This window comes from Pseudomonas sp. Y5-11, assembly GCF_022368695.1.
In the GTDB taxonomy this organism is placed as follows: domain Bacteria; phylum Pseudomonadota; class Gammaproteobacteria; order Pseudomonadales; family Pseudomonadaceae; genus Aquipseudomonas; species Aquipseudomonas parakoreensis.
Map to the genome: position 1 here is coordinate 5,634,250 of NZ_CP058974.1, position 21,299 is coordinate 5,655,548.

Here is a 21,299-nt window from a genome sequence, read left to right on the forward strand (position 1 = left end):
ATCAAAAGATCGCAGCCTGCGGCAGCTCCTACAGGGATTGGTGCAGGAGCTGCCGAAGGCTGCGATCTTTTGATTTTTGCTTAATCGTCTGCGCTCGGATCAAGATCCGGGAACATCACTTCGGTAAAGCCGAACTTGCTGAAATCAGTAATCCGCGAAGGATACAGACGGCCGATCAGGTGATCGCATTCGTGCTGCACCACCCGCGCATGAAAACCCGAGGCCACGCGCACGATCGGCTCGCCCTTGGGATCAAAACCTTCGTAGCGGATCTGCTGATAACGATCCACCGCGCCACGCAGGCCGGGCACCGACAGGCAGCCTTCGAAACCCTCCTCGGTCAGCGGACTCAACGGCGTGATCAGCGGATTGATCAGGATTGTCTGCGGCACCGCTTCGGCGTCCGGGTAGCGTTCGCTGTGCTCGAAACCGAAGATCACCAATTGCAGATCGACGCCGATCTGCGGCGCGGCCAGGCCAACTCCGCCGACGCTTTCCATGGTCTGGAACATGTCATCGATCAGTTGCCACAGCTCGGGGCTGTCGAACATCTCCGGCGGCACTGGCGGGGCGATGCGCAGCAGGCGTTCGTCGCCCATTTTGAGGATTTCACGAATCATGATCAGGCTTCGTCAGTGTCAGGCTTGAGCGAATGATCGCGCCCCAGGCCCGAGACGTGTTGTTTGGGATGTACATCGAGTTCCCCGGGGACTTTCTCGCCCGCGTCCTTGCCCTCGCTGGACATGTGTTCGATCACCGCATTCATCTCCGCGCCGAGCAGCAGCACCGCCGAGGAAATGTAGAAATACAGCAAGAGCACGATGATCGCCCCGATGCTGCCATACATCGCGTTGTAGTTGGCGAAGGTTTTGACGTAGAACGCAAAGCCCAGCGAGGCGATGATCCACACCACCACGGCCAGCACCGAGCCGGGGGTGATGAAACGGAATTCCTGTTTGACGTCGGGCATCACGTAGTAGATCAGCGCCACCGCGACCATCATCAGAATCACGATCACCGGCCAGCGCGCAATCGTCCAGACCGTGACGATGAAGTCTTCCAGCCCTACCTGCGCGGCAATCCAGCCCATCACTTGCGGCCCGAGCACCATCAGCGCGGCGGCGACCAGCAGCATGCCGGCAATGCCCACGGTGTAGACAATCGACAGTGGAAAGCGTTTCCAGATCGGCCGTCCCTCGACCACGTCATACGCGGCATTCATCGCGCTCATCATCAGGCGCACACCGGCCGACGCGGTGTACAGGGCGATGACGATACCCACCGAGAGCAAGCCGCCCTTGGACTGCTGCAACTGATCGATCACCGGGTTGACCTGTTCCAGTGCCTGCGGCGGCAATACCAGTTCCGACTGCAGACGCAGCCAGCTGAAGAAGTCCGGCAGGTGCAGGAAACCGATCAAGGCGATCAAAAACAGAATGAACGGGAACAGCGAGAACAGCATCTGGTAGGCCAGTGCCGAGGCGTAAGTCGACATTTCGTCGTCGACGAATTCAGTGACCGTGCGCACCATCACTCGATGCAGGGGCAGACCTTTCATGTCCGGAAAAATCATTCGCGTCTCCTTTCGCCGCATTACAGGTTGAAGTCTTGGCGACTCAGGGGCCGTTTTTTACATCACGGTAGCCTACTTGGCGACCTTCGTGGATGACCGTCGGGTTTTGACACAAAAACGGCCATCCTTGGATGGCCGTTCGTGTGTTTCGTTCAAGGCGGGAATTACGCCTTGTCGACACCTTTCTTGATGGCGTCTTTGGCTTTGCCGACAGCTTGCTGGGCTTCGCCTTTTTTCTCTTGCAGCTTGCCTTCGGCTTGCAGCTTGCTGTTGTCGGTGGCTTTACCGACACCTTGCTTGACGTTGCCGACAGCTTCGTTGGCCATGCCTTTTACTTTATCGCCAGTGCTACTCATGGTGTTTCTCCTTGGTGCATTGAAGGGGAAAAGTCAGTACGTAATGATTGACTGGCCGGGTTTGCCACGAGTTTCATTTATTTTTGCCCTTCATTTCGTCGTGCAATGCAGGTTGGGCTTTATGTTTGCCCCCCAAGCCCCGAGAATGCGCAGCTATGGGCGCGCTGCGCCAACGATCAGACCCCGCAGGAATGTTATGAAACTCGATAAAAAGCAGGCCATTGCCCGTCGCAACCAGGAACTGGGCGGCGCTGTGCTCGGCACCAACAACTGCCACTTCGCCGAACTGAACCGCAACCGCAACATCTGGTGGTTCGACCTGCCGGTATCGCGTCTGGCCGTCGGCCAGTACGAGTGGATTCACCTGCTGATGCACACCCCGGCCACCGACGAACTGCTGCACCTGAAAGTGCCAACCGTGTTTCTGCGGGAAAAGCTCGAAGGCCTGGTGATTCGCAACGAAGGCAAACGCAAGGCGGCGTTGAGCCTGGAGTTGAGTGCAGACAAGGATTCGTACCTGCAGGACATGCGTCCGGCGGGCACCAACGTGAATTTCGCGCCGTTTCGGCAGTAACCGCGATGCCCCTGTAGCGAGGGGATTTATCCCCGATGGGGTGCGAAGCGCCCCCCAGATCCTTGCGCTCAAGCAACTGGCGGCAGCTACGCTGCCGATCGGGGATGAATCCCCTCACCACAGGATCTCGTCACCCAATAAAAAGCCCCGCATTTGCGGGGCTTTCTGTTTTAGGCGGCGTTCTTCGCCTTGATCTTCTTCAGCTCTTCGTCACGCAGCTCGCGGCGCAGGATCTTGCCGACGTTGGTGGTCGGCAGTGCATCGCGGAATTCCACCGAACGCGGCACCTTGTAACCGGTGACGTTGGCGCGCATGTGTTCCATCACGGTTTCCTTGGTCAGGGTCACGCCCGGTTTCGCCACGATGAAGATCTTGATCGCCTCGCCCGATTTCTCGTCCGGCACGCCGATGGCCGCGCACTGCAACACGCCCGGCAAGGTTGCCAGCACGTCTTCCAGTTCGTTCGGGTAAACGTTGAAACCGGACACCAGGATCATGTCTTTCTTGCGATCGACAATGCGCATGTAGCCATCGGGCTGAATCAGCGCGATGTCACCGGTCTTCAGCCAGCCTTCGCTGTCGAGGATTTCGTCGGTGGCTTCCTGACGCTGCCAGTAGCCCTTCATCACTTGCGGGCCCTTGACGCACAGCTCGCCGATTTCGCCCATCGGCTGCTCGACACCGGCATCGTCGATGACTTTGCACAGGGTCGACGGCACCGGAATGCCGATGGTGCCGATCTGGATGTTCTGGATCGGGTTGACCGTGGCCACCGGGCTGGTTTCGGTCATGCCGTAACCTTCGCAGATCGAGCAGCCGGTCACGGCTTTCCAACGCTCGGCCGCGGCCAGTTGCAGGGCCATACCGCCGGACAGGGTGACTTTCAGGTTGGAGAAATCCAGCTTGCGGAAACCTTCGTTGTTGCACAGCGCCACGAACAGCGTGTTCAGGCCGACGAAACCGCTGAACTTCCACTTCGACAGTTCCTTGACCATCGCCGGCAGGTCGCGCGGGTTGCTGATCAGGATGTTGTGGTTGCCGATCAGCATCATCGCCATGCAATGAAAGGTGAACGCATAGATGTGGTACAGCGGCAACGGGGTGATCAGGATCTCGCAACCTTCGTTGAGGTTCGAGCCCATCAACGCCTTGCACTGCAGCATGTTGGCGACGAGGTTGCGATGGGTGAGCATCGCGCCCTTGGCCACGCCGGTGGTGCCGCCGGTGTACTGCAACACCGCGACATCGCTGCTGTGCGGGTTGGCTTCGGTCACCGGCTGGCCCTGGCCCTTGCTCAGCACGTCATTGAACTTGACGGCTTTAGGCAGGTGATAGGCCGGTACCATCTTTTTCACGTACTTGATCACGCTGTTGATCAGCAGGCGCTTGACCGGCGGCAGCAGGTCGGCGACTTCAGTGACGATGACGTGTTTGACCCCGGTTTTCGGCACCACGGCTTCCGCCAGGTGCGCCATGTTGGCCAGACACACCAGGGCCTTGGCGCCGGAGTCGTTGAATTGGTGTTCCATTTCCCGCGCGGTGTACAGCGGGTTGGTGTTGACCACGATCAGCCCGGCGCGGATCGCACCGAAGACGGCGACCGGGTACTGCAGAACGTTGGGCAGTTGCACGGCAATTCGATCACCGGGCTGCAAGTCGGTATGCTGTTGCAGATACGCGGCAAACGCACCGGACAATTCGTACAGTTCACCGTAGGTGATTGTCTTGCCCAGGTTGCTGAAAGCCGGTTTGTTGGCGAAGCGTTGGCAGGACTGCTTCAACACTGCCTGAATATTCGGGTACTCGTCTGGATTGATGTCGGCAGCAATTCCAGCCGGGTATTTATCCTTCCAAAAGTCTTCGATCATGGAAGCCCACTCCTCAGCAACGCGAATTCTTCACCGCATTTGATGCGATTATTATTGGTGTGTGTTTTGTATTGGTGAATCTGGCTTTTCTATAGGCCGAGAAGTCACAAAGCGCGCCGAGAGTAGCAGCTTTGCCAAGGGCCGACTAGAGCCAAAAGCGGCCTCCATGGTCACTTTAATGACTCAAGACTTTCTAACAGTCATTTTAGAGCAAAAATCCTATATCACCCTGAAAGCCCCGGTTTTCCGGGCCTTTAAAGCAAAAGATCGCAGCCTGCGGCAGCTCCAACAGGGAATACATTTCCCATGTAGGAGCTGCCGCAGGCTGCGATCTTTTCGTTTCTGCCCTTTAAGCGATATCGCGCAACTCCCGCCGCAAAATCTTCCCGACCGGCGTCATCGGCAACGACTCACGCAGTACGATGTGTTTCGGCACTTTGTAAGCCGTGAAATTCTCTTTGCAGTACGCCTTGAGCTCTTCGAGGCTGACCCCGGTTTCCCGCGCCACCACGAACAGCTTTACCGCCTCGCCCGAACGCTCATCCGGCACACCGATCACCGCGCAGTTGGCGACTTTCGGGTGAGCCATCACCACGTCCTCGATCTCGTTGGGGTACACGTTGAAACCCGAGACGATGATCATGTCCTTCTTGCGGTCGACGATGCGCACGAAGCCGTCCGGGTCGATCACCGCAATATCACCGGACTTGAACCAGCCCTCGGCGTCCAGCACTTCGGCGGTGGCCTCGGGTTTATGCCAGTAGCCTTTCATGATCTGCGGGCCTTTGATACACAGCTCGCCGCGCTCGCCCATCGGCTGCTCGACGCCCTCGTCATCAATGACTTTCAGCAGCGTACCCGGCACTGGCAGGCCGACCGTGCCCAGGCGCGACTTTTCGCCATACGGGTTGGTGCAGGCCACCGGCGAGGTTTCGGTCAGACCGTAACCTTCAGTAATGCGGCAACCGGTGATCTGCTCCCAGCGCTCGGCGGTGGCCTTGACCAGCGCGGTACCGCCGGAGTTGGTCAGCTTGAGGCTGGAGAAATCCAGGGTCTTGAAGTCCGGGTGATCCATCAGCGCGACGAACAACGTGTTCAGCCCGAGCAACGCCGAGAAGCGCCAGTTCTTCAGTTCCTTGATGAAGCCTGCGATGTCTCGCGGATTGGTGATCAGCACGTTGTGGTTGCCGGAAACCATCATGCACATGCAGTTCGCGGTGAAAGCATAGATGTGATACAGCGGCAGCGGCGCCACCATCACCTCTTGCCCTTCGCGCAGCAGTGGCTGACCGTCAGGCCCCAACTGGGCGAGACAGGCACGCACTTGTTGCATGTTCGCCACGAGGTTGCCGTGGGTCAGCATCGCGCCCTTGGCCAGCCCGGTGGTGCCACCGGTGTATTGCAACACGGCGATGTCGTCGAGGCTGACTTTCAGCGGTTTGATCCCCAAACCACGGCCCAGGCGCAGCGCACTCTTGAACGAGATGGCCTGCGGCAGCGAATAGTCCGGGACCATTTTCTTCACTTTGCTGACCACGGTGTTGATCAGCCAGCCCTTGGCGGTGGGCATCAGATCGCCCATTTTCGCTTCGATCAGGTATTGCAGGTCGGTGTCCGGCAGCACTTCCTGGACCTTCTGCCCGAACATGTTCAGGTACACCAGCGCCCGGGCACCGGAGTCCTTGAACTGGTGGCGCATCTCGCGCGCGGTGTACAGCGGGTTGGTGTTGACCACAATCAGCCCGGCGCGCAAGGCACCGAACACGGCAATCGGATATTGCAGCACATTGGGCATCTGCACCGCGATGCGATCCCCCGGCGCCAGATCGGTGTGGGCTTGCAGGTAACCGGCGAACGCCGCGCTGTAGCGCTCGAGTTCTGCGTAGGTCAGGGTCACGCCCATATTGCTGAAGGCCGGACGGTCCGCGAATTTCTTGCAGGAACGCTCAAACACCTCGATCACCGACTTGAACTCGCCCATGTCGATGTCCAGGGGTACGCCGGCGGGGCGTTTGTCATTCCAGAAATCAGGTTGCATTGTTCTTGTCCTCTTTACCTGAATCGATCCGGGAGCCGCTTTTCTGTGGTTTCGCGCTTATCCCTGAGGGCACAAAGCAAAAAGCGGAGCTTCACGGACACTAGCAGTTATGGCCATTGAGGCAAATAAGGGCAATGGCGACATTGATCGTATGAATCTTCCTGCCGTGGCGTGAGCTGATCGGACGCGCTATACAATGCAACGACTGCGGGCCGTAACCGCTCGATCAAAAAGGAATTGCCATGATCCACCGTGCCTTCTGGCTGGACGCGAGTGACCGCAGCCGCCTGTTCGTCAACCAGTGGCTGCCCGCCGCGCCATTGAAAGCAGTCATTCTGCTGGCCCACGGCATGGCCGAACACAGCGCTCGCTACGAAAGGCTGGCGAATGCATTCTGCGAACAAGGCTACGGCGTGTACGCCCCGGATTTGCGCGGGCATGGCAAAACCGCCGAACACGGGACGCTCGGGCATTTCGCCGATGACGACGGCTGGTGCAAGGTGATCGGCGATCTGGCCAGCCTCAATCAGCACATCGGCCAGCAGCATCCCGAGGTACCGATCATCCTGCTCGGGCACAGCATGGGCAGCTACCTCGCTCAGGGTTACCTGCTGCATCACAGCGCCAGCCTGCACGGGGCGATTCTCAGCGGTTCGAACTTTCAGCCTGTCGCGCTTTACGGCGCGGCGCGGCAGATCGCCCGTTTCGAAAAACTGCGTCAGGGCGGCAAGGGCCGCAGTGCGTTGATCGAGTGGTTGTCGTTCGGCTCGTTCAACAAAAAATTCAAACCGGCGCGTACCCCGTTTGACTGGCTGAGCCGCGACCCGGTCGAGGTCGATCTGTATGCCAACGACCCATTGTGCGGCTTCCGCTGCACCAACCAATTGTGGATCGACTTGCTCGGCGGCTTGCAGCAGATCAGCAAAGCGTCCAATCTCGCGCAGATCGACCCGGGCCTGCCGCTGCTGGTGATCGGCGGTGAATGTGATCCGGTGAGCGAAGGCAAGCGTCTGACAGATCTGGCCGCAGCGTTGCGCTCGGCCGGCAGCCAGAACCTGCAACTGAAGATCTACCCGCAGGCGCGGCACGAATTGTTCAATGAAACCAATCGCGACGAAGTGATCGCCGATGTGCTGGCCTGGATCGACCAGGCGCTGAGCCATCGCCGCCCCCATCGCAGCGAATAATTTTTTGTGGATTCACTTTAATCCGTCACAGGAATCAAGACCGATGACCCAGGTTACCAACATCCCTTACGAAGCCCTCGAAGTCGGCCAGACCGCCAGCTACAGCAAGACGGTGGAAGAACGTGATATTCAGCTGTTCGCCGCGATGTCCGGCGACCACAACCCGGTGCACCTGGACGCCGAGTTCGCCGCCGCCAGCATGTTCAAGGAACGCATCGCCCATGGCATGTTCAGTGGTGCGTTGATCAGCGCGGCCGTGGCGTGCGAGCTGCCTGGGCCGGGCACCATCTACATCGGTCAGCAGATGAGCTTTCAGAAGCCGGTGAAGATTGGCGACACCCTGACCGTGCGTCTGGAAATTCTCGAGAAATTGCCGAAGTTTCGCGTGCGCATCGCCACTCGCGTGTTCAATCAGCGTGATGAATTGGTGGTGGATGGCGAGGCCGAGATTCTCGCGCCGCGCAAGCAACAGACCGTGACCCTGCCGACGTTGCCGGCGATCAGCATCGGCTGATGGAAAAGATCGCAGCCTTCGGCAGCTCCTGCCCTGGAATGCGATCCCCTGTAGGAGCTGCCGCAGGCTGCGATCTTTGGCTTTTCCCTCACGCAAAAAAAACGCCAGACTAGCTGGCGTTTTTTATAACCTGCAAACGCTTACGAACGCGCGCGAGCCTGGTTACGCAGGGCTTTCACCTGGTCGTGATTGCGTTGCACGCCGTGGTACTGACGCTCAACCAGGTCACGGATGCCGACCAGGTTGTGCTTGTTGATTTTCTCGATGGCTTCACGATAAGCCTTGAGTGCATGGTCTTCACCGCGCTCGGCTTCGTTCAGTACAGCCTCTTCGTCCTTGCCGGTGAACATGGCTTTGACGTCGACCCAGCGACGGTGCAGGTCACCGCTGACGCTGGTAGAGGTTTCAGGATCACCGCCCATCGAGCGCACGGTAGCCTGCAGTTCGGCAGCGGCAGTAGCGCAATCGGCAGAACGCTTGGCGAACAGCGCTTTGAGTTCTGGATGCTTGATGTCTTCGGCGCAAGTCTTGAACCCTTCCTGACCGTCCTTGCTGGTTTCGATCAGGTCGTTGAGTACAGAGATGGCTTCTTTGTTCATGTCAGTCATTTTTCAATTCCTTGCGGTTGGTTGAAGATGCAAGGGTTATTGCAGTGTGCGTGCCAGCTTTCTGATAAAAAATAAATCCTTGTTTTTCAACAAGTTAAAGATATTTGAACTATCTGTATCACGGTTATTTGCATGATCTGTCATTTGGCCTGCATGCAGAATGCCTGTATTTTCCAGAGTGTTCCGAAGCCAGATGATTGCCCCTGATGAATCCTGAAAAACTCGAACTGCTGATCACCCGTGAAATGCCCTTTGGCAAGTACAAGGGCCGGATCATTGCCGACCTGCCGGGCCCTTATTTGAACTGGTTCGCTCGCGAAGGCTTCCCTCACGGCGAGCTCGGCGGACTGTTGGCGCTGATGCAGGAAATCGACCATAACGGTCTGTCGGAGCTGCTTGAACCGCTACGCGCCAAACACGGCAAACCCGCCCCGCGCCACTGAAGCGCCCTCCCCCTGAGCCGAGTCGACCATGCCTGACAACACCCGCCGCGCCCGTGACGAAGCATTCTGGCAAACCTTCGCCGATCGCTACGAAGCACAAACCGGCCCGCTGAACCTGGAAAACGGCTACTTCGGACGCATGTCGCGCACGGTGATCGAGGACTACCAGCGCAACATCGAGCTGATCAACACCCGCAACTCGGTGTATGTGCGCCAGCGTTTCGAACAGCACGACAGCCTCGACATCCGCGCGCAACTGGCCGAGACGATCGGCGTGCGCGCGCAGAGCATCGCCTTCACCCGCAACGCCAGTGATGCGCTGCAGTCGCTGATCCGCAATTACAATCGCCTGCAGCCGGGCGATCAGGTGCTGATCTGCGACCTGGAATACGACACGGTCAAAGGCGCCATGCGCTGGCTGGCGCGCCATCGCGGTGTGGAGGTGATCGAGATCAGCCACACCCATCCGGCCACTTTCGACAGCCTGCTGGATACCTATCGTGAAGCCTTCGTCCGCTATCCAAAACTCAAGCTGATGGCCCTGACCCACGTGACTCATCGCACGGGGCTGGTGATGCCGGTGCAGGCCATCGCTGCGCTGGCGAAACAACATGACGTAGACATCATCCTCGACGGCGCCCACGCCCTTGGCCAGATAGAGTTCAACCTTGAAGCCTTGGGCATTTCGTTCGCTGGCTTCAATCTGCACAAATGGATTGGCGCACCGCTGACTCTGGGTTTTCTGTACATCGCTCCGCAGCGCCTTGCCGACATTGATCCGGACATGGGCGAAATGCATTTTCCAGCCAGCGACATCCGCGCGCGCACGCCGTACAGCACACCGAACATTCCGGCGTTGATGTCCCTGCCGCTGGCGCTCGAGGAGCATCGTTCGCTCGGCGGCGCAGCAGCCAAGGGCGCGCGACTGAATTACCTGCGCAACCTGTGGGTCAGCGCCGTGCGCCACTTGCCGGGGATCGAAGTGATGACTCCGGACGATCCGCGCTTGTATTGCGGCATCACCTCGATGCGTTTCACTCGTCACGCCGATCAACAGGCAATGGTCGAGCGTCTGCTCAACGAGTACAACCTGTTCACCGTGGTGCGCAACGGCGCAGCGAGCGGGCCGAGCATTCGCATCACTCCGGGGCTGACCACTACTGCGGACGACATGCAGTTGCTGACCCGTGCACTCAACGAGCTGCGCTGATCCGTTCACACGGTGTACTTGTCGAAGTCCTCGGGCTTGATCTGCGACGAGGCGGCAAAGGTGTCGATGCCAATGGTCAGCTGGCCGAAGAAACCGTCCTCGTGAGAGTCGCGGCCGATCGGCCACACCGTCAAGGTTGAGCCCTCGCCGCCCATGTTGGCGTAGTAGCTGTCCTCGGCGTTGTTCAACGGTGCAGAGGCCCGCCCGCGATAGTCCCGGGCATTGAGCACGGCGCGTGACACCACCTCGGGAAAATACAGCTGACCGACCCAGGCCACGTTGCGCTCATCCAGATATTCACGGCCGGTAACCATGCGCACGGCCACATGAATGTGCAGCGCCCGACCGGCGTAGAAACCCGGATAGATGGTGGTGAAGCGCGCCCGCCCCTGCTGATCACAGAACTGGCTGCCGCGCAGGTAGGTGTCATCATCGGTACGCGGGATCGAGCCGATGGCATCGGTGTCGACCTCCCGATCCGGATTGATCCGGCTCCACCCCGAATAGGCGCCCCGCGCATTGCAGTGCCAGATATCCACCAGCGCGCCGCTCACCGGCTCGCCGGTCATCGCGTCGACGATCGTCAGGCGCAGCAGCAGTGGCAGGCCCTCGGCGCCCTCGCTGATATTGCGTCGCAGTAATTTGGGATTGCGGAAATACGGCCCGGCGATCTGCTCGGGCGCCAGTTGATACACCGGTTGGGGTGTTGCGGCTGAAATGTCTCGTTCCATGACACGTTCTCTCTTCCATAAGATGAACGCAGATTAACGGCGCACGCCGCTCTCGGTGCGGTAACTATGTATCGCAGCGTAACGGTGATCCCGCACGCCCCCACTGTAGGAGCTGCCGCAGGCTGCGATCTTTTGATGTTGTTTTTTAAATCAAGATCAAAAGATCGCAGCCTGCGGCAGCTCCTACAGGGGTTGGATTTTCTTCGGGCAAAAAAAACGGTGCACCGACCAAGCGCACCGTAAAGCCGTAGAACACACAACGAAGTGTCAGGTAAAACGTTTAGTCCAGCAGTGCCAGGGCCTCGGCGGTGCATTCCTGAATGCGCGCCCAGTCGCCGTTCTTGATCCACTCCGGATCGAGCATCCAGCTGCCGCCCACGCACATGACGTTTTTCAGTGCCATGTAGCTCTTGATATTGGCCGGGCCGACGCCACCGGTCGGGCAGAATTTCACTTCACCGAACGGGCCGCCGAGGGCCTTGATCGCCGCCACGCCACCGCTGACTTCCGCCGGGAACAGCTTGAAGCGGCGATAGCCCAGGCCATAGCCTTCCATGATGCCGGAGGCGTTGCTGATGCCTGGCAGCAGCGGAATCGGGCTGTCGACGCTGGCTTCGAGCAGGTCACGGGTGATACCCGGGGTGACGATGAACTGCGAACCCGCCGCTTCAGCCGCCGCAAGCATGTTGCGGTCGAGCACGGTGCCGGCACCGGTCACCAGTTCCGGACGCTGCTCACGCAGGATCTGGATCGCCTTGAGGCCGAACTGCGAACGCAGGGTCACTTCCAGCGCCGTCAGACCACCCGCGGCCAGGGCGTCGGCCAGCGGCAGCACATCCTGTTCACGGGCAATGGTGATCACCGGCAGGATCCGCGCCTTGGCGCAGAGGCTGTCGATCAGGGCAACTTTGTCCGCCATGGAAACGGTCGGGGATGGGGTTGTCATAGCGGCTGTTCCTTGGCTCATGGGCACCAGTAGATCTCTAACGTAGGTTGCAGAAACGCGCGCACCGGCATGGCCGCGACGTCGTCGGATGCCAGTGCGGCATTCAGTGTGGTCAGTTTCGATTGACCGGAAATCGACAGAATCTTGTGCTTCGCCGAAGCCAGCAGTGAGCGGCTCATGGTCAGGCGTTGACGCGGTACGCTCGGCGCCAGCATCGGCCAGCAGCGACGGCTGCCGTCAACCTGCAAGGCTTCATTCAGGTTCGGGCTGTCGGGAAACAGCGACGCGGTGTGACCGTCATCGCCCATGCCCAGCACCAGCACGTCAATCGGCGGCAATTCGGCAAGCAAGCGGTCGGCCTGCTCCGCAGCCTGCTCGACGTTCGCCGCCGCGCTGTAGAGGCTCAGGAACTGCGCCTTGGCGGCCGGGCCCTTGAGCAGGTACTGCTTGAGCAGACCGGCGTTGCTGTCGGCGTGTTCGACCGGTACCCAGCGCTCGTCGGCGAGGGTCACGACGACCTTCGACCAGTCCAGCTCCTGCTTGGCCAGGTGCTGGAAAAACGCCACCGGGCTGCGACCGCCAGAAACCACCAGCACCGCGTTGCCGCGTGCCGAAATGGCATCGCTCAGTTGCTTGGCAACATTCAGCGCCAGACCTTCGGCCAACAGCACCGGACTCTTGAACTGGTGCGCGTGGACGCCCGCAGGCAGTTTCACATCAGATATCGCCATACCACGACCTCCCGTCCCGCGTGATCAGTGCAATCGAGCTCATCGGCCCCCACGACCCGGCCGCATACGGCTTGGGCGCGTCACCGGATTTTTTCCAGCCGGCGATCAACTGGTCACACCACTTCCACGCGGCTTCGATTTCATCTTTACGGACAAACAGGTTCTGATTGCCGTTCATCACTTCCAGCAACAACCGCTCGTAGGCATCGGGGATCCGTGCACTGCGCCAGGTGTCGGAGAAATTCAGTTGCAGCGGGCCGCTACGCAATTGCATGCCCTTGTCCAGGCCTTGCTCCTTGGTCATCACACGCAAGGAAATGCCTTCGTCCGGTTGCAGACGGATGATCAGTTTGTTGCTGATTTGCAGGCGCTGTTCCGGCGCAAAGATGTAGTGCGACGGTTCCTTGAAGTGGATGACGATCTGCGACAGCTTCTGCGGCATGCGCTTGCCGGTCCGCAAGTAGAACGGCACGCCGGCCCAGCGCCAGTTGCGGATGTCGGCACGCAGGGCAACGAAGGTTTCGGTGTCGCTCTGGGTATTGGAATTCGGTTCTTCGAGGTAGCCCGGCACGGACTTGCCTTCGCTGTGCCCGGCGATGTACTGACCGCGCACCACTTGCGTGGTCAGGCCTTCCGGGCTGATTGGCGCCAGGGCCTTGAGTACCTTTACCTTTTCGTCACGGATGCTGTCGGCGGACAGGTCCGCCGGCGGGTCCATGGCGATCAGGCACAGCAGCTGCAACAGGTGATTCTGGATCATGTCGCGCAGCTGGCCGGCCTTGTCGAAGTAGCCCCAGCGGCCTTCGATGCCGACCTTCTCGGCCACGGTGATTTCCACGTGGGAGATGTAATTCTGGTTCCACTGGGTTTCGAACAGGCTGTTGGCGAAACGCAGGGCGATCAGGTTCTGGACGGTCTCTTTGCCCAGGTAGTGGTCGATGCGATAGGTGCGGTTCTCCGGGAAGAACTGCGCCACGGCGTCGTTCACCTTGCGTGAGGATTCCAGATCGGAGCCGATCGGCTTTTCCAGGACCACGCGGGTGTTTTCTGCCAGACCGACTTTCGCCAGGTTCTCGCAGATCGCGCCGTACACCGCTGCCGGTGTGGCGAAGTAGGCAATCATGCGTTGCGCGCTGCCGGCCGCTTCGGCCAGCGCCACATAGTCTTCAGCCTTGAGGAAGTCGACGTGCAGATAGCTCAGCCGCGCGAGAAAGCGCTCGGCCACCGCCTCGTCCAGCTCTTTGCCGACGTAACGGCGCAATTCGGCGGCGATAAACGCCAGGTGCTGCTGCTCGGAGCCGGGTTCACGGGCCAGCGCGATAATGCGCGTGTTCTCGTGCAACAGGTCGGCGCCATCGAGGTGATAAAGGGCAGGAAACAGCTTGCGCAGGGCCAGATCGCCCAGAGCGCCGAACAAGGCAAAGTTGCACGGTTCAACCGTAATCGAAGGCATGATGTTTGTTCTTTTATCAAGTTAAGCTACAAATACCTTTTTTCAAGGCATCACTCAAGGGAAAATGTAGTAATAACCACAACATTTTCGCAAAATACAGATTCCGAGTGGTGGTCGGTCGGAGCCATCAGTAGGATAGGCCACCGTCACGGGCCACATCAAAGGCCCAATTTGCATAGCCCGGCGCACCTTTGCGCAGGTGAATTAGGAATTCCATATGGACCGCGTGCGAAATTTACTGGAACAGATCCAGAGTCGCCTTGAAGAGCTGAACAAGGCCGAACGCAAAGTCGCCGAGGTGATCCTGCTCAACCCGCAGCAGGCCACCCGCTTCAGCATCGCCGCCCTCGCCCAGGCCGCGTCGGTGAGCGAGCCGACGGTCAACCGTTTCTGCCGTTCGTTCGGTGTCAGCGGCTACCCTGAACTCAAGTTACAACTGGCGCAGAGCCTGGCCAGTGGCGCGGCGTATGTCAGCCGCGCGGTGGAGGCCGATGACAATCCCGAGGCGTACACGCAAAAGATTTTCGGCAGCGCCATTGCCTCGCTGGACAGCGCTTGCCAGGCGCTCGATCCGAACCTGATCAGCCGCGCCGTCGACCTGTTGATCCAGGCGCGGCAAATCCACTTTTTCGGCCTCGGTGCGTCAGCGCCTGTGGCTTTGGATGCGCAGCACAAATTCTTCCGTTTCAACCTCGCCGTCACCGCCCATGCCGATGTGCTGATGCAGCGGATGATTGCGTCGGTGGCGCACACTGGCGAGCTGTTCGTGATCATTTCCTACACCGGGCGCACCCGCGAACTGGTGGAAGTGGCGCGCATCGCCCGGGAGAACGGCGCTTCGGTGCTGGGCCTGACCGCGGAGAATTCGCCGCTGGCCAAGGCCAGTACCCTGAGCCTGAATATTCCGCTGCCGGAAGACACTGACATCTATATGCCGATGACCTCGCGGATCATTCAGTTGACAGTGCTGGATGTGTTGGCGACCGGCATGACCCTGCGTCGCGGGGTGGATTTCCAGCCGCATCTGCGCAAGATCAAGGAGAGCTTGAATGCCAGCCGGTATCCGGTGGGTGACGAGTTCAACTGAGGCCTGATAATTCTTTATTGAATGATCCGGCCTCATCGCTGGCAAGCCAGCTCCCACAGTGTCCGGGTCGTCCACAAAATCCATGACCGCCACTGAGTCTGTGGGAGCTGGCTTGCCAGCGATGGGGCCAGCAGCCACCGTACAAACTCAGGCAGCAGCCCACGCCTGCAAGCTCAGATGCGCCTTCTCCCCCGGCGCCAGATGCAGGCTGTCGGTGCCGCCCGCCGCCGCTTCAACACAGACAAACTCCGTTACTTCATCCCAGCTCACACCCAGCAATGGTCGCGAGCCAGGATGCCAGACCACGGTGTCGCCGCTGTCACCGGTATCGATGCACAATTCGCGCTGCCAGGCGTGATCCTTGAGCTGCAATTCGCCGTCGTGCTGGAACACCCGCTGACAACCGCCCTCCACGCGCAATTCGCCTTCCTGCTGGCAGGACTGGCGCCTCAACTGGTCATAACCCTGCGCACCTTCGAGGCCAGACAGCGCTATCTCACCCACGTCACCAATACGCCAGTAAGCATGCAAAGCCTGGCTCAACTGGCACGGCATGTCGTCCTGATGCTCGGTGCTCAGGCGTAATTCCATGCGTTCACCCAGATGCGCATGCAGGTCGACCTGCCAATCGCACAACTGCAATTGCCAATGCAGGCGCACGCCATCCTCGGCGCTGCTGCTGTCGAGCAATTTCCAGTCGAGCAGTCGCGCCCAGCCATGGGACGGCCACGCGTTTTCGCTCGGATGGCGGCCATACCACGGCCAGCACACCGGCACACCACCGCGAATGGCGCCCACGTGCGGCCACTTCGCCGCGCACCATAACCACGGTTTCTGTCCACGCGGCTGAAAGTGCAGCAACTGCGCACCCTGCCGACTGAACACCGCCTGACACAGCGGATGGTCGATCACCAGCACATCGCGCATCTGATAGCGCTCCCAGGCAAACACCGGTCGTTCGCGCAGGGATTTGAAGAAGCGTTGCAGCGGATGCTCATGCATTGGCCACGGTCCTGAAAATCATGGGGGTACTCAATTACCTTTGTGCCCAGTGAGAGTGAACACTGTGGCGAGGGGATTTATCCCCGATGGGGCGCGGAGCGGCCCTGAACCAATTGCATACGGTATGTCAGGGTGAAAACGGTTGCAGTTCTGGGGTCGCTTCGCAACCCATCGGGGATAAATCCCCTCGCCACAGGTATATCATCGGACGTCTATCGCAAAAAAAAGCGGACAGCCTGGGCTGTCCGCAAATATGCGCACATGGAGAGGAGCTTATCGCAGACGCGTCAGAACGTAGACTGAATTTTCAGGCCAGCGACCAAAGCGTTGTCCACGGCATCAACACCGCCCGGGTGAGTGATGTACTGCAGGTTAGGACGCACGGTCAGCCAGTTGGTGACGTGGAAGCCGTAGTTGATCTCGTAGTTGTATTCGGTTTCACGAATCGGCGAGAACACCGGATTGTCGTAATCCGAGACACCGTTGGAGGCATTCAGCAGTTCGGCGTTTTTCTTCACGTCATCGTTGACGTGGATACGCGCCGCGCCAATGCCGACGTCATCCTTCGGACGGGCGTCGAACGGGCCTTTGTAGACAAACATCACCGACTGGTAGTTATCGATGAAGTTGGTGTCCTTGTCGTGGAAGGTCGCGTTGGCAGCGATGTTCAGACCGCGGCTGGCATCACCGTTGTGGCTGGTGAGTTGCTGCTGCGCGACGAACCAGTAACCGTGTTTGCTGCTGTGGGTTTTGTACGCGTCACCAGTGGTTGCCGCGTCGAAACCGTTGACGTCTTCGCGGACGTCGCTGGCATCAGCGGTACTCTTGTAGTAACCGACGCGGTATTCGCCCGGCAGGCTGTTGACCTTCGGCGACCAGACCAGTTCGACTGGCAGAACAGTCCCTTTGGTGCCGCTGCCGCTGAGCTTGAAGCCGTTACCGTGTTCCAGCTGCGACGGGTTCTGGTTGTACGCACCGATCTGCGCGTAGAGCTCGTCGTTGATGTTGTACTTCACGCGGATCGCGGCCTGGCTGACCGGCCAGTTGTACCAGATGTTGGTCGCCCAGTTACCCACTTGCGAGCCGCAGAACGCCAGGTTCTGGAAGTCGCACGGGAAGGTGTTGAAGTCTTCGCCCTCACCGAAGTAACCGGCCTTGACGTCGAGTTTGTTGTCGAAGAACTGGTGCTGAATCCACAACTGGGTCAGACGCACCATGTGGCCACGGCCGTAGACTTCCTGCGAAGACGACAGAGTGCCGGCACGCGGATCGCCAATACGATCGTTGGAGATGTTCTGACCGTTACGGTTGGTCAACTGGATCTTGGCCTGAGTGTTGTCCCAGCCCCAGAGTTTTTGCAGGTCCAGCGCCACGCCCAGACCGAACTGATCGCTGTAGCGACCGGTCTTGTCGTCGTTGTAGCCGCCATGCAGGTTGGCGCCCATTTCCCCAACGTAGTCAGCCTTGATGTCGATACCCTGCTCGATCAGCTTGGTCCGCTCGCCACCCCAGTCGCCCGTCATCCATTTCGAATCGGAGCTGAACGCATCCGCAGCCATTGCATTGCCGGCCAGCACCAATGCCGCCGCGGCTGACACTTGGCAGATCAACCGGGCATTGACGTGTTTCTTTTTCATCCCTACATCCTCGTCTTTATTGTTATTAACTGTTTTTTTCCAACGCGGTTTACATAAATTGCACTGGATTACAGGCAATCCAGCGCGTGCTCCTGATTGGAATCCGATCCCTGTGGGAGCTGGCTTGCCAGCGATGGCGGTGATTCAGGCGACATCCATGCTGGATGTGCCGGCCCCTTCGCTGGCAAGCCAGCTCCCACATGAACCTTATTCCTGCACGGATCTTTTACCGGCCTTTGAATTGCGCGACGTTCGCCGACCGCGCCTCGGTCTGCGCCTGGCCCGCAACGCCCAGACGCTCGCCAGTCTTGGCATCGAACAACAACACTTTCGACGGATCGAATTGCAGGGTCAGGGTTTCGCCCACCTGCGGCGCCACGTCCGGTGCCAGGCGGCAGCAGACCTTGGTTTCGTTCAGGTTGACGAACACCAGGGTGTCCGGACCGGTCGGCTCGGTAACCTGCACTTCGGCCTTGATGCTCGGCAGGCCATTGCCCTCGCCGTTCGCCAGGACAATCTGTTCCGGGCGCAGGCCGAGGATCACTTCGCGATCTTCAAGCCCTGCGTCCTGCATGCTCATTGGCAGTTCGCAACGGGCCTGGCCGCTGTCGAGCAGCGCCAGCAGGCGACCGTCCTTGCGTTGCAGACGCAGCGGGATGAAGTTCATCGGCGGCGAACCGATGAAGCTCGCGACGAACAGGTTGGCCGGGGCGTTGTAGATCTCTTTCGGCGTGCCGAACTGCTGAATGATCCCGTCCTTCATCACCGCAACCTTGTCGCCCAGGGTCATCGCTTCGATCTGGTCGTGGGTCACGTAAACGGTGGTGGTTTTCAGACGCTGGTGCATCAGTTTCATTTCGGTGCGCATCTCGACGCGCAGCTTGGCGTCGAGGTTCGACAGCGGTTCGTCGAACAGATAGATCTTCGGCCGACGCGCCAACGCACGGCCCATCGCCACACGCTGTTGCTGACCACCGGAGAGCTGGCCCGGCTTGCGGTTGAGCAGGTGTTCGATCTGCAGCAGCTTGGCCACGCGGGCGACTTCTTCATCGATCGCCGACTGGCTCATCTTGCGAATTTTCAGACCGAACTCGATGTTCTCGCGCACGCTCATGGTCGGGTACAGCGCGTAGGACTGGAACACCATGGCGATGTCGCGATCCTTCGGGCTCATGCCGCTGACGTCCTGGTCGCCGATCATGATCGCGCCACCGGTGATGGTCTCCAGGCCCGCGATGCAGTTCATCAGGGTCGACTTGCCGCAGCCCGACGGGCCGACCAGGATCAGGAACTCACCGTCCTTGATCGACAGTTCGATGTTCTTCAGGGTATCCGGCAGGCCGGCACCGTAGGTCTTGTTGACGTTGCGAAGTTCGAGCGTTGCCATGATTACCCCTTGACTGCGCCGGCCGTCAGCCCGCGCACGAAATACTTGCCTGCGACCACATAGACCAGCAGGGTCGGCAGCCCGGCGATCATCGCCGCTGCCATATCAACGTTGTATTCCTTGGCCCCGGTGCTGGTGTTGACCAGGTTGTTCAGCGCCACCGTGATCGGTTGCGAATCACCGCTGGAGAACACCACACCGAACAGGAAGTCGTTCCAGATCTGGGTGAATTGCCAGATCAGGCAGACCATGATGATCGGGGTCGACATCGGCAGAATGATCTGCCGGAAGATCGTAAAGAAACCCGCGCCATCCAGCCGTGCAGCCTTGATCAGCGCATCGGGAATGCTCACGTAGTAGTTGCGGAAGAACAGCGTGGTGAACGCCAGACCATAGACCACGTGCACGAAGACCAGGCCGGTGGTGGTGCTCGCCAGGCCCATCTTGCCGAGGGTGAACGAGGCCGGCAGCAGTACGGTCTGGAACGGCAGGAAGCAGCCGAACAGCAGCAGACCGAAGAACAGCTGCGAACCACGAAAGCGCCAGAACGACAGCACGTAACCGTTCAACGCGCCGATGGCGGTGGAGATGACCACGGCCGGCACGGTGATCTTGATCGAGTTCCAGAAGTAACCGTCAACCGTGGCCCAGGCCTTGACCCAGCCGATGCCGCTGACCACGGTCGGCCAGCTCAGCAGGTTGCCGGTGCTGATGTCTTCCGGGGTCTTGAAGCTGGTCAGCAGCATCACCACCAGCGGGATCAGGTACAGCAATACCGCGAGGATCAGCACCGCGTAGATCGCCACACGACTGAGGCTGAACGCGGGTTTGGCAGCGAGACTAGTCATGACGCTTGGTCCTCAGCTCGGAGTACAGGTAAGGCACGATGATCGCGAGAATCGCACCGAGCATCAGAATCGCACTGGCCGAGCCCATGCCCATCTGGCCGCGACTGAAGGTGAAGGAGTACATGAACATCGCCGGCAGGTCGGAGGAATACCCCGGGCCACCCGCCGTCATCGCCGCGACCAGGTCGAAGCTCTTGATCGCGATGTGGGCGAGGATCATCACCGCACTGAAGAACACCGGACGCAGGCTTGGCAGCACGACTTTCCAGTAGATGGTCGGCATGCTCGCACCGTCGATCTGTGCGGCACGGATGATCGACTGATCAACCCCGCGCAGGCCGGCGAGGAACATTGCCATGATGAAGCCCGAGGCTTGCCACACAGCGGCGATCACCAGGCAGTACACCACGCGATCCGGGTCGATCAGCCAGTCCAGACGGAAGCCTTCCCAGCCCCAGTCACGCAACAATTTGTCCAGGCCCATGCCCGGGTTGAGCAGCCATTTCCACGCAGTACCGGTGACGATCATCGAGAGCGCCATCGGGTACAGGTAAATGGTGCGGATAAAGCCTTCGCGACGGATGCGCTGGTCGAGGAACACCGCCAGCAGCACACCGATCACCAGCGTGATGCCGATGAACATGCCACCGAACACCGCGAGGTTCTTGCTCGCCACCCACCAGCGGTCGTTGTCGAACAGCCGGGCGTATTGCGCCAGACCGGCCCACTTGTAGTTGGGCAGGAACGTCGAGGTGGTGAACGACAGCACGAACGTCCACAGGATGTAGCCATAGAAGCCTACCAGCACGATGAACATGCTCGGCGCCAGCACCAGTTTCGGTAGCCAGCGCTGCAGTGCATCGAACGGCGAGGCTTTGCTGAACACAGCAACAGAACTCATGGGGAAATCCAGTACAGGGAATAAAAACTACAGTGAGATCCCTTGTGGGAGCGAGCTCTGTGGCGAGGGGATTTATCCCCGATCGGCTGCGAAGCAGTCGCAAAACCTTTGCACGCGGTCTTTCTGGTACTCCACCGCTGCAACTTTCCGGGGCTGCTACGCAACCCATCGGGGATAAATCCCCTCACCACAAAGCCCGCTCCCA

The 21,299-nt window shown here is 59.5% G+C and carries 21 protein-coding genes; 6 read left to right on the plus strand and 15 right to left on the minus strand.

Going from position 1 to position 21,299, the window contains the following annotated elements:
- Window positions 1–80: 80 nt before the first annotated feature.
- From def to HXW87_RS25400, 3 genes are all read right to left on the minus strand, one after another.
- Window positions 81–620, minus strand: a complete 540-nt coding sequence (gene def, locus HXW87_RS25390; protein ID WP_047295954.1) for a peptide deformylase — start codon at window positions 618–620, stop codon at window positions 81–83.
- Between the two features lie 2 nt (window positions 621–622).
- Window positions 623–1,573 (minus strand): YihY/virulence factor BrkB family protein, encoded by a 951-nt coding sequence (locus HXW87_RS25395; protein ID WP_047295957.1) that lies wholly within the window; start codon window positions 1,571–1,573, stop codon window positions 623–625.
- Between the two features lie 164 nt (window positions 1,574–1,737).
- Entirely contained in the window at window positions 1,738–1,929 is a 192-nt protein-coding gene (locus HXW87_RS25400) for a CsbD family protein (protein WP_047295959.1), read from the minus strand.
- Window positions 1,930–2,125: 196 nt separating this feature from the next.
- Between HXW87_RS25400 and HXW87_RS25405 the strand changes: the two genes are divergently transcribed.
- On the plus strand, window positions 2,126–2,503 hold the full coding sequence (locus tag HXW87_RS25405; protein WP_041068691.1) for a hypothetical protein: 378 nt from the start codon (window positions 2,126–2,128) through the stop codon (window positions 2,501–2,503).
- A gap of 170 nt (window positions 2,504–2,673) precedes the next feature.
- Here the strand turns inward: HXW87_RS25405 and fadD1 are convergent, their stop codons facing one another.
- Entirely contained in the window at window positions 2,674–4,371 is a 1,698-nt protein-coding gene (gene fadD1 / locus HXW87_RS25410) for a long-chain-fatty-acid--CoA ligase FadD1 (protein WP_047295961.1), read from the minus strand.
- 349 nt (window positions 4,372–4,720) lie between these two features.
- Entirely contained in the window at window positions 4,721–6,409 is a 1,689-nt protein-coding gene (fadD2, locus tag HXW87_RS25415) for a long-chain-fatty-acid--CoA ligase FadD2 (protein WP_047295963.1), read from the minus strand.
- Between the two features lie 242 nt (window positions 6,410–6,651).
- Between fadD2 and HXW87_RS25420 the strand changes: the two genes are divergently transcribed.
- Window positions 6,652–7,596 carry an alpha/beta hydrolase gene (locus HXW87_RS25420; protein WP_145594476.1) on the plus strand — a complete coding sequence of 315 codons (945 nt, stop codon included), beginning with the start codon at window positions 6,652–6,654 and terminating at the stop codon, window positions 7,594–7,596.
- A gap of 43 nt (window positions 7,597–7,639) precedes the next feature.
- Window positions 7,640–8,110 carry a MaoC family dehydratase gene (locus tag HXW87_RS25425; RefSeq protein ID WP_003227420.1) on the plus strand — a complete coding sequence of 157 codons (471 nt, stop codon included), beginning with the start codon at window positions 7,640–7,642 and terminating at the stop codon, window positions 8,108–8,110.
- A gap of 140 nt (window positions 8,111–8,250) precedes the next feature.
- Here the strand turns inward: HXW87_RS25425 and HXW87_RS25430 are convergent, their stop codons facing one another.
- A complete protein-coding gene (locus HXW87_RS25430; RefSeq protein ID WP_025112834.1) occupies window positions 8,251–8,718 on the minus strand; it encodes a PA2169 family four-helix-bundle protein in 468 nt (155 codons plus the stop codon).
- Window positions 8,719–8,924: 206 nt separating this feature from the next.
- Here HXW87_RS25430 and HXW87_RS25435 point away from each other — a divergent pair, with 206 nt between their 5' ends.
- Together HXW87_RS25435 and HXW87_RS25440 are read left to right on the plus strand one after the other, a co-directional pair.
- The gene (locus tag HXW87_RS25435; RefSeq protein ID WP_003213031.1) at window positions 8,925–9,161 is read left to right on the plus strand and encodes a DUF3820 family protein; all 237 of its coding nucleotides are present in this window, start codon (window positions 8,925–8,927) and stop codon (window positions 9,159–9,161) included.
- Between the two features lie 28 nt (window positions 9,162–9,189).
- Entirely contained in the window at window positions 9,190–10,371 is a 1,182-nt protein-coding gene (locus tag HXW87_RS25440; RefSeq protein ID WP_239777950.1) for an aminotransferase class V-fold PLP-dependent enzyme, read from the plus strand.
- A gap of 5 nt (window positions 10,372–10,376) precedes the next feature.
- On the opposite strand, the gene HXW87_RS25445 is transcribed toward HXW87_RS25440, so the two are convergent.
- The 4 genes from HXW87_RS25445 to zwf form a co-directional block, all read right to left on the minus strand.
- Window positions 10,377–11,102: an intradiol ring-cleavage dioxygenase gene (locus HXW87_RS25445; protein ID WP_047295971.1), complete on the minus strand. Its 726-nt coding sequence runs from the start codon at window positions 11,100–11,102 to the stop codon at window positions 10,377–10,379.
- A 280-nt stretch (window positions 11,103–11,382) separates the two neighbouring features.
- Entirely contained in the window at window positions 11,383–12,048 is a 666-nt protein-coding gene (locus tag HXW87_RS25450) for a bifunctional 4-hydroxy-2-oxoglutarate aldolase/2-dehydro-3-deoxy-phosphogluconate aldolase (protein WP_007969324.1), read from the minus strand.
- A 17-nt stretch (window positions 12,049–12,065) separates the two neighbouring features.
- A complete protein-coding gene (pgl, locus tag HXW87_RS25455; RefSeq protein ID WP_239777951.1) occupies window positions 12,066–12,779 on the minus strand; it encodes a 6-phosphogluconolactonase in 714 nt (237 codons plus the stop codon).
- The gene (gene zwf / locus HXW87_RS25460; protein WP_239777952.1) at window positions 12,766–14,232 is read right to left on the minus strand and encodes a glucose-6-phosphate dehydrogenase; all 1,467 of its coding nucleotides are present in this window, start codon (window positions 14,230–14,232) and stop codon (window positions 12,766–12,768) included. The genes pgl and zwf overlap by 14 nt, the downstream gene beginning before the upstream one ends.
- A 226-nt stretch (window positions 14,233–14,458) precedes the next feature.
- Between zwf and HXW87_RS25465 the strand changes: the two genes are divergently transcribed.
- Window positions 14,459–15,319: a MurR/RpiR family transcriptional regulator gene (locus HXW87_RS25465; RefSeq protein ID WP_169842436.1), complete on the plus strand. Its 861-nt coding sequence runs from the start codon at window positions 14,459–14,461 to the stop codon at window positions 15,317–15,319.
- A gap of 147 nt (window positions 15,320–15,466) precedes the next feature.
- Here HXW87_RS25465 and HXW87_RS25470 read toward each other — a convergent pair whose 3' ends face one another.
- The 5 genes from HXW87_RS25470 to HXW87_RS25490 all read right to left on the minus strand — a co-directional run bounded on the left by HXW87_RS25470 (window position 15,467) and on the right by HXW87_RS25490 (window position 21,094).
- Window positions 15,467–16,321, minus strand: a complete 855-nt coding sequence (locus HXW87_RS25470; protein WP_047295978.1) for a D-hexose-6-phosphate mutarotase — start codon at window positions 16,319–16,321, stop codon at window positions 15,467–15,469.
- A gap of 287 nt (window positions 16,322–16,608) precedes the next feature.
- Window positions 16,609–17,958 carry a carbohydrate porin gene (locus HXW87_RS25475; protein ID WP_086791890.1) on the minus strand — a complete coding sequence of 450 codons (1,350 nt, stop codon included), beginning with the start codon at window positions 17,956–17,958 and terminating at the stop codon, window positions 16,609–16,611.
- A gap of 226 nt (window positions 17,959–18,184) precedes the next feature.
- Entirely contained in the window at window positions 18,185–19,345 is a 1,161-nt protein-coding gene (gene ugpC / locus HXW87_RS25480) for a sn-glycerol-3-phosphate ABC transporter ATP-binding protein UgpC (RefSeq protein WP_239777953.1), read from the minus strand.
- Between the two features lie 2 nt (window positions 19,346–19,347).
- Complete coding sequence (locus HXW87_RS25485; protein WP_007969317.1) at window positions 19,348–20,193, minus strand: carbohydrate ABC transporter permease; 846 nt, start codon at window positions 20,191–20,193, stop codon at window positions 19,348–19,350.
- On the minus strand, window positions 20,186–21,094 hold the full coding sequence (locus HXW87_RS25490) for a sugar ABC transporter permease (RefSeq protein ID WP_003227452.1): 909 nt from the start codon (window positions 21,092–21,094) through the stop codon (window positions 20,186–20,188). The genes HXW87_RS25485 and HXW87_RS25490 overlap by 8 nt, the downstream gene beginning before the upstream one ends.
- Window positions 21,095–21,299 lie beyond the last annotated feature (205 nt).

What these genes read in the sequence shown, in the direction of transcription:
- HXW87_RS25425 (WP_003227420.1), top strand. Translation starts at nt 7,640, where the DNA reads ATGACCCAGGTTACCAACATCCCTTACGAAGCCCTCGAAGTCGGCCAG.
- zwf (WP_239777952.1), bottom strand. Translation starts at nt 14,232, where the DNA reads ATGCCTTCGATTACGGTTGAACCGTGCAACTTTGCCTTGTTCGGCGCT.
- HXW87_RS25405 (WP_041068691.1), top strand. Translation starts at nt 2,126, where the DNA reads ATGAAACTCGATAAAAAGCAGGCCATTGCCCGTCGCAACCAGGAACTG.
- HXW87_RS25490 (WP_003227452.1), bottom strand. Translation starts at nt 21,094, where the DNA reads ATGAGTTCTGTTGCTGTGTTCAGCAAAGCCTCGCCGTTCGATGCACTG.
- HXW87_RS25430 (WP_025112834.1), bottom strand. Translation starts at nt 8,718, where the DNA reads ATGACTGACATGAACAAAGAAGCCATCTCTGTACTCAACGACCTGATC.
- HXW87_RS25485 (WP_007969317.1), bottom strand. Translation starts at nt 20,193, where the DNA reads ATGACTAGTCTCGCTGCCAAACCCGCGTTCAGCCTCAGTCGTGTGGCG.
- HXW87_RS25450 (WP_007969324.1), bottom strand. Translation starts at nt 12,048, where the DNA reads ATGACAACCCCATCCCCGACCGTTTCCATGGCGGACAAAGTTGCCCTG.
- HXW87_RS25400 (WP_047295959.1), bottom strand. Translation starts at nt 1,929, where the DNA reads ATGAGTAGCACTGGCGATAAAGTAAAAGGCATGGCCAACGAAGCTGTC.
- pgl (WP_239777951.1), bottom strand. Translation starts at nt 12,779, where the DNA reads ATGGCGATATCTGATGTGAAACTGCCTGCGGGCGTCCACGCGCACCAG.
- def (WP_047295954.1), bottom strand. Translation starts at nt 620, where the DNA reads ATGATTCGTGAAATCCTCAAAATGGGCGACGAACGCCTGCTGCGCATC.
- HXW87_RS25435 (WP_003213031.1), top strand. Translation starts at nt 8,925, where the DNA reads ATGAATCCTGAAAAACTCGAACTGCTGATCACCCGTGAAATGCCCTTT.
- ugpC (WP_239777953.1), bottom strand. Translation starts at nt 19,345, where the DNA reads ATGGCAACGCTCGAACTTCGCAACGTCAACAAGACCTACGGTGCCGGC.
- fadD1 (WP_047295961.1), bottom strand. Translation starts at nt 4,371, where the DNA reads ATGATCGAAGACTTTTGGAAGGATAAATACCCGGCTGGAATTGCTGCC.
- HXW87_RS25470 (WP_047295978.1), bottom strand. Translation starts at nt 16,321, where the DNA reads ATGCATGAGCATCCGCTGCAACGCTTCTTCAAATCCCTGCGCGAACGA.
- HXW87_RS25445 (WP_047295971.1), bottom strand. Translation starts at nt 11,102, where the DNA reads ATGGAACGAGACATTTCAGCCGCAACACCCCAACCGGTGTATCAACTG.
- HXW87_RS25420 (WP_145594476.1), top strand. Translation starts at nt 6,652, where the DNA reads ATGATCCACCGTGCCTTCTGGCTGGACGCGAGTGACCGCAGCCGCCTG.
- HXW87_RS25440 (WP_239777950.1), top strand. Translation starts at nt 9,190, where the DNA reads ATGCCTGACAACACCCGCCGCGCCCGTGACGAAGCATTCTGGCAAACC.
- fadD2 (WP_047295963.1), bottom strand. Translation starts at nt 6,409, where the DNA reads ATGCAACCTGATTTCTGGAATGACAAACGCCCCGCCGGCGTACCCCTG.
- HXW87_RS25475 (WP_086791890.1), bottom strand. Translation starts at nt 17,958, where the DNA reads ATGAAAAAGAAACACGTCAATGCCCGGTTGATCTGCCAAGTGTCAGCC.
- HXW87_RS25395 (WP_047295957.1), bottom strand. Translation starts at nt 1,573, where the DNA reads ATGATTTTTCCGGACATGAAAGGTCTGCCCCTGCATCGAGTGATGGTG.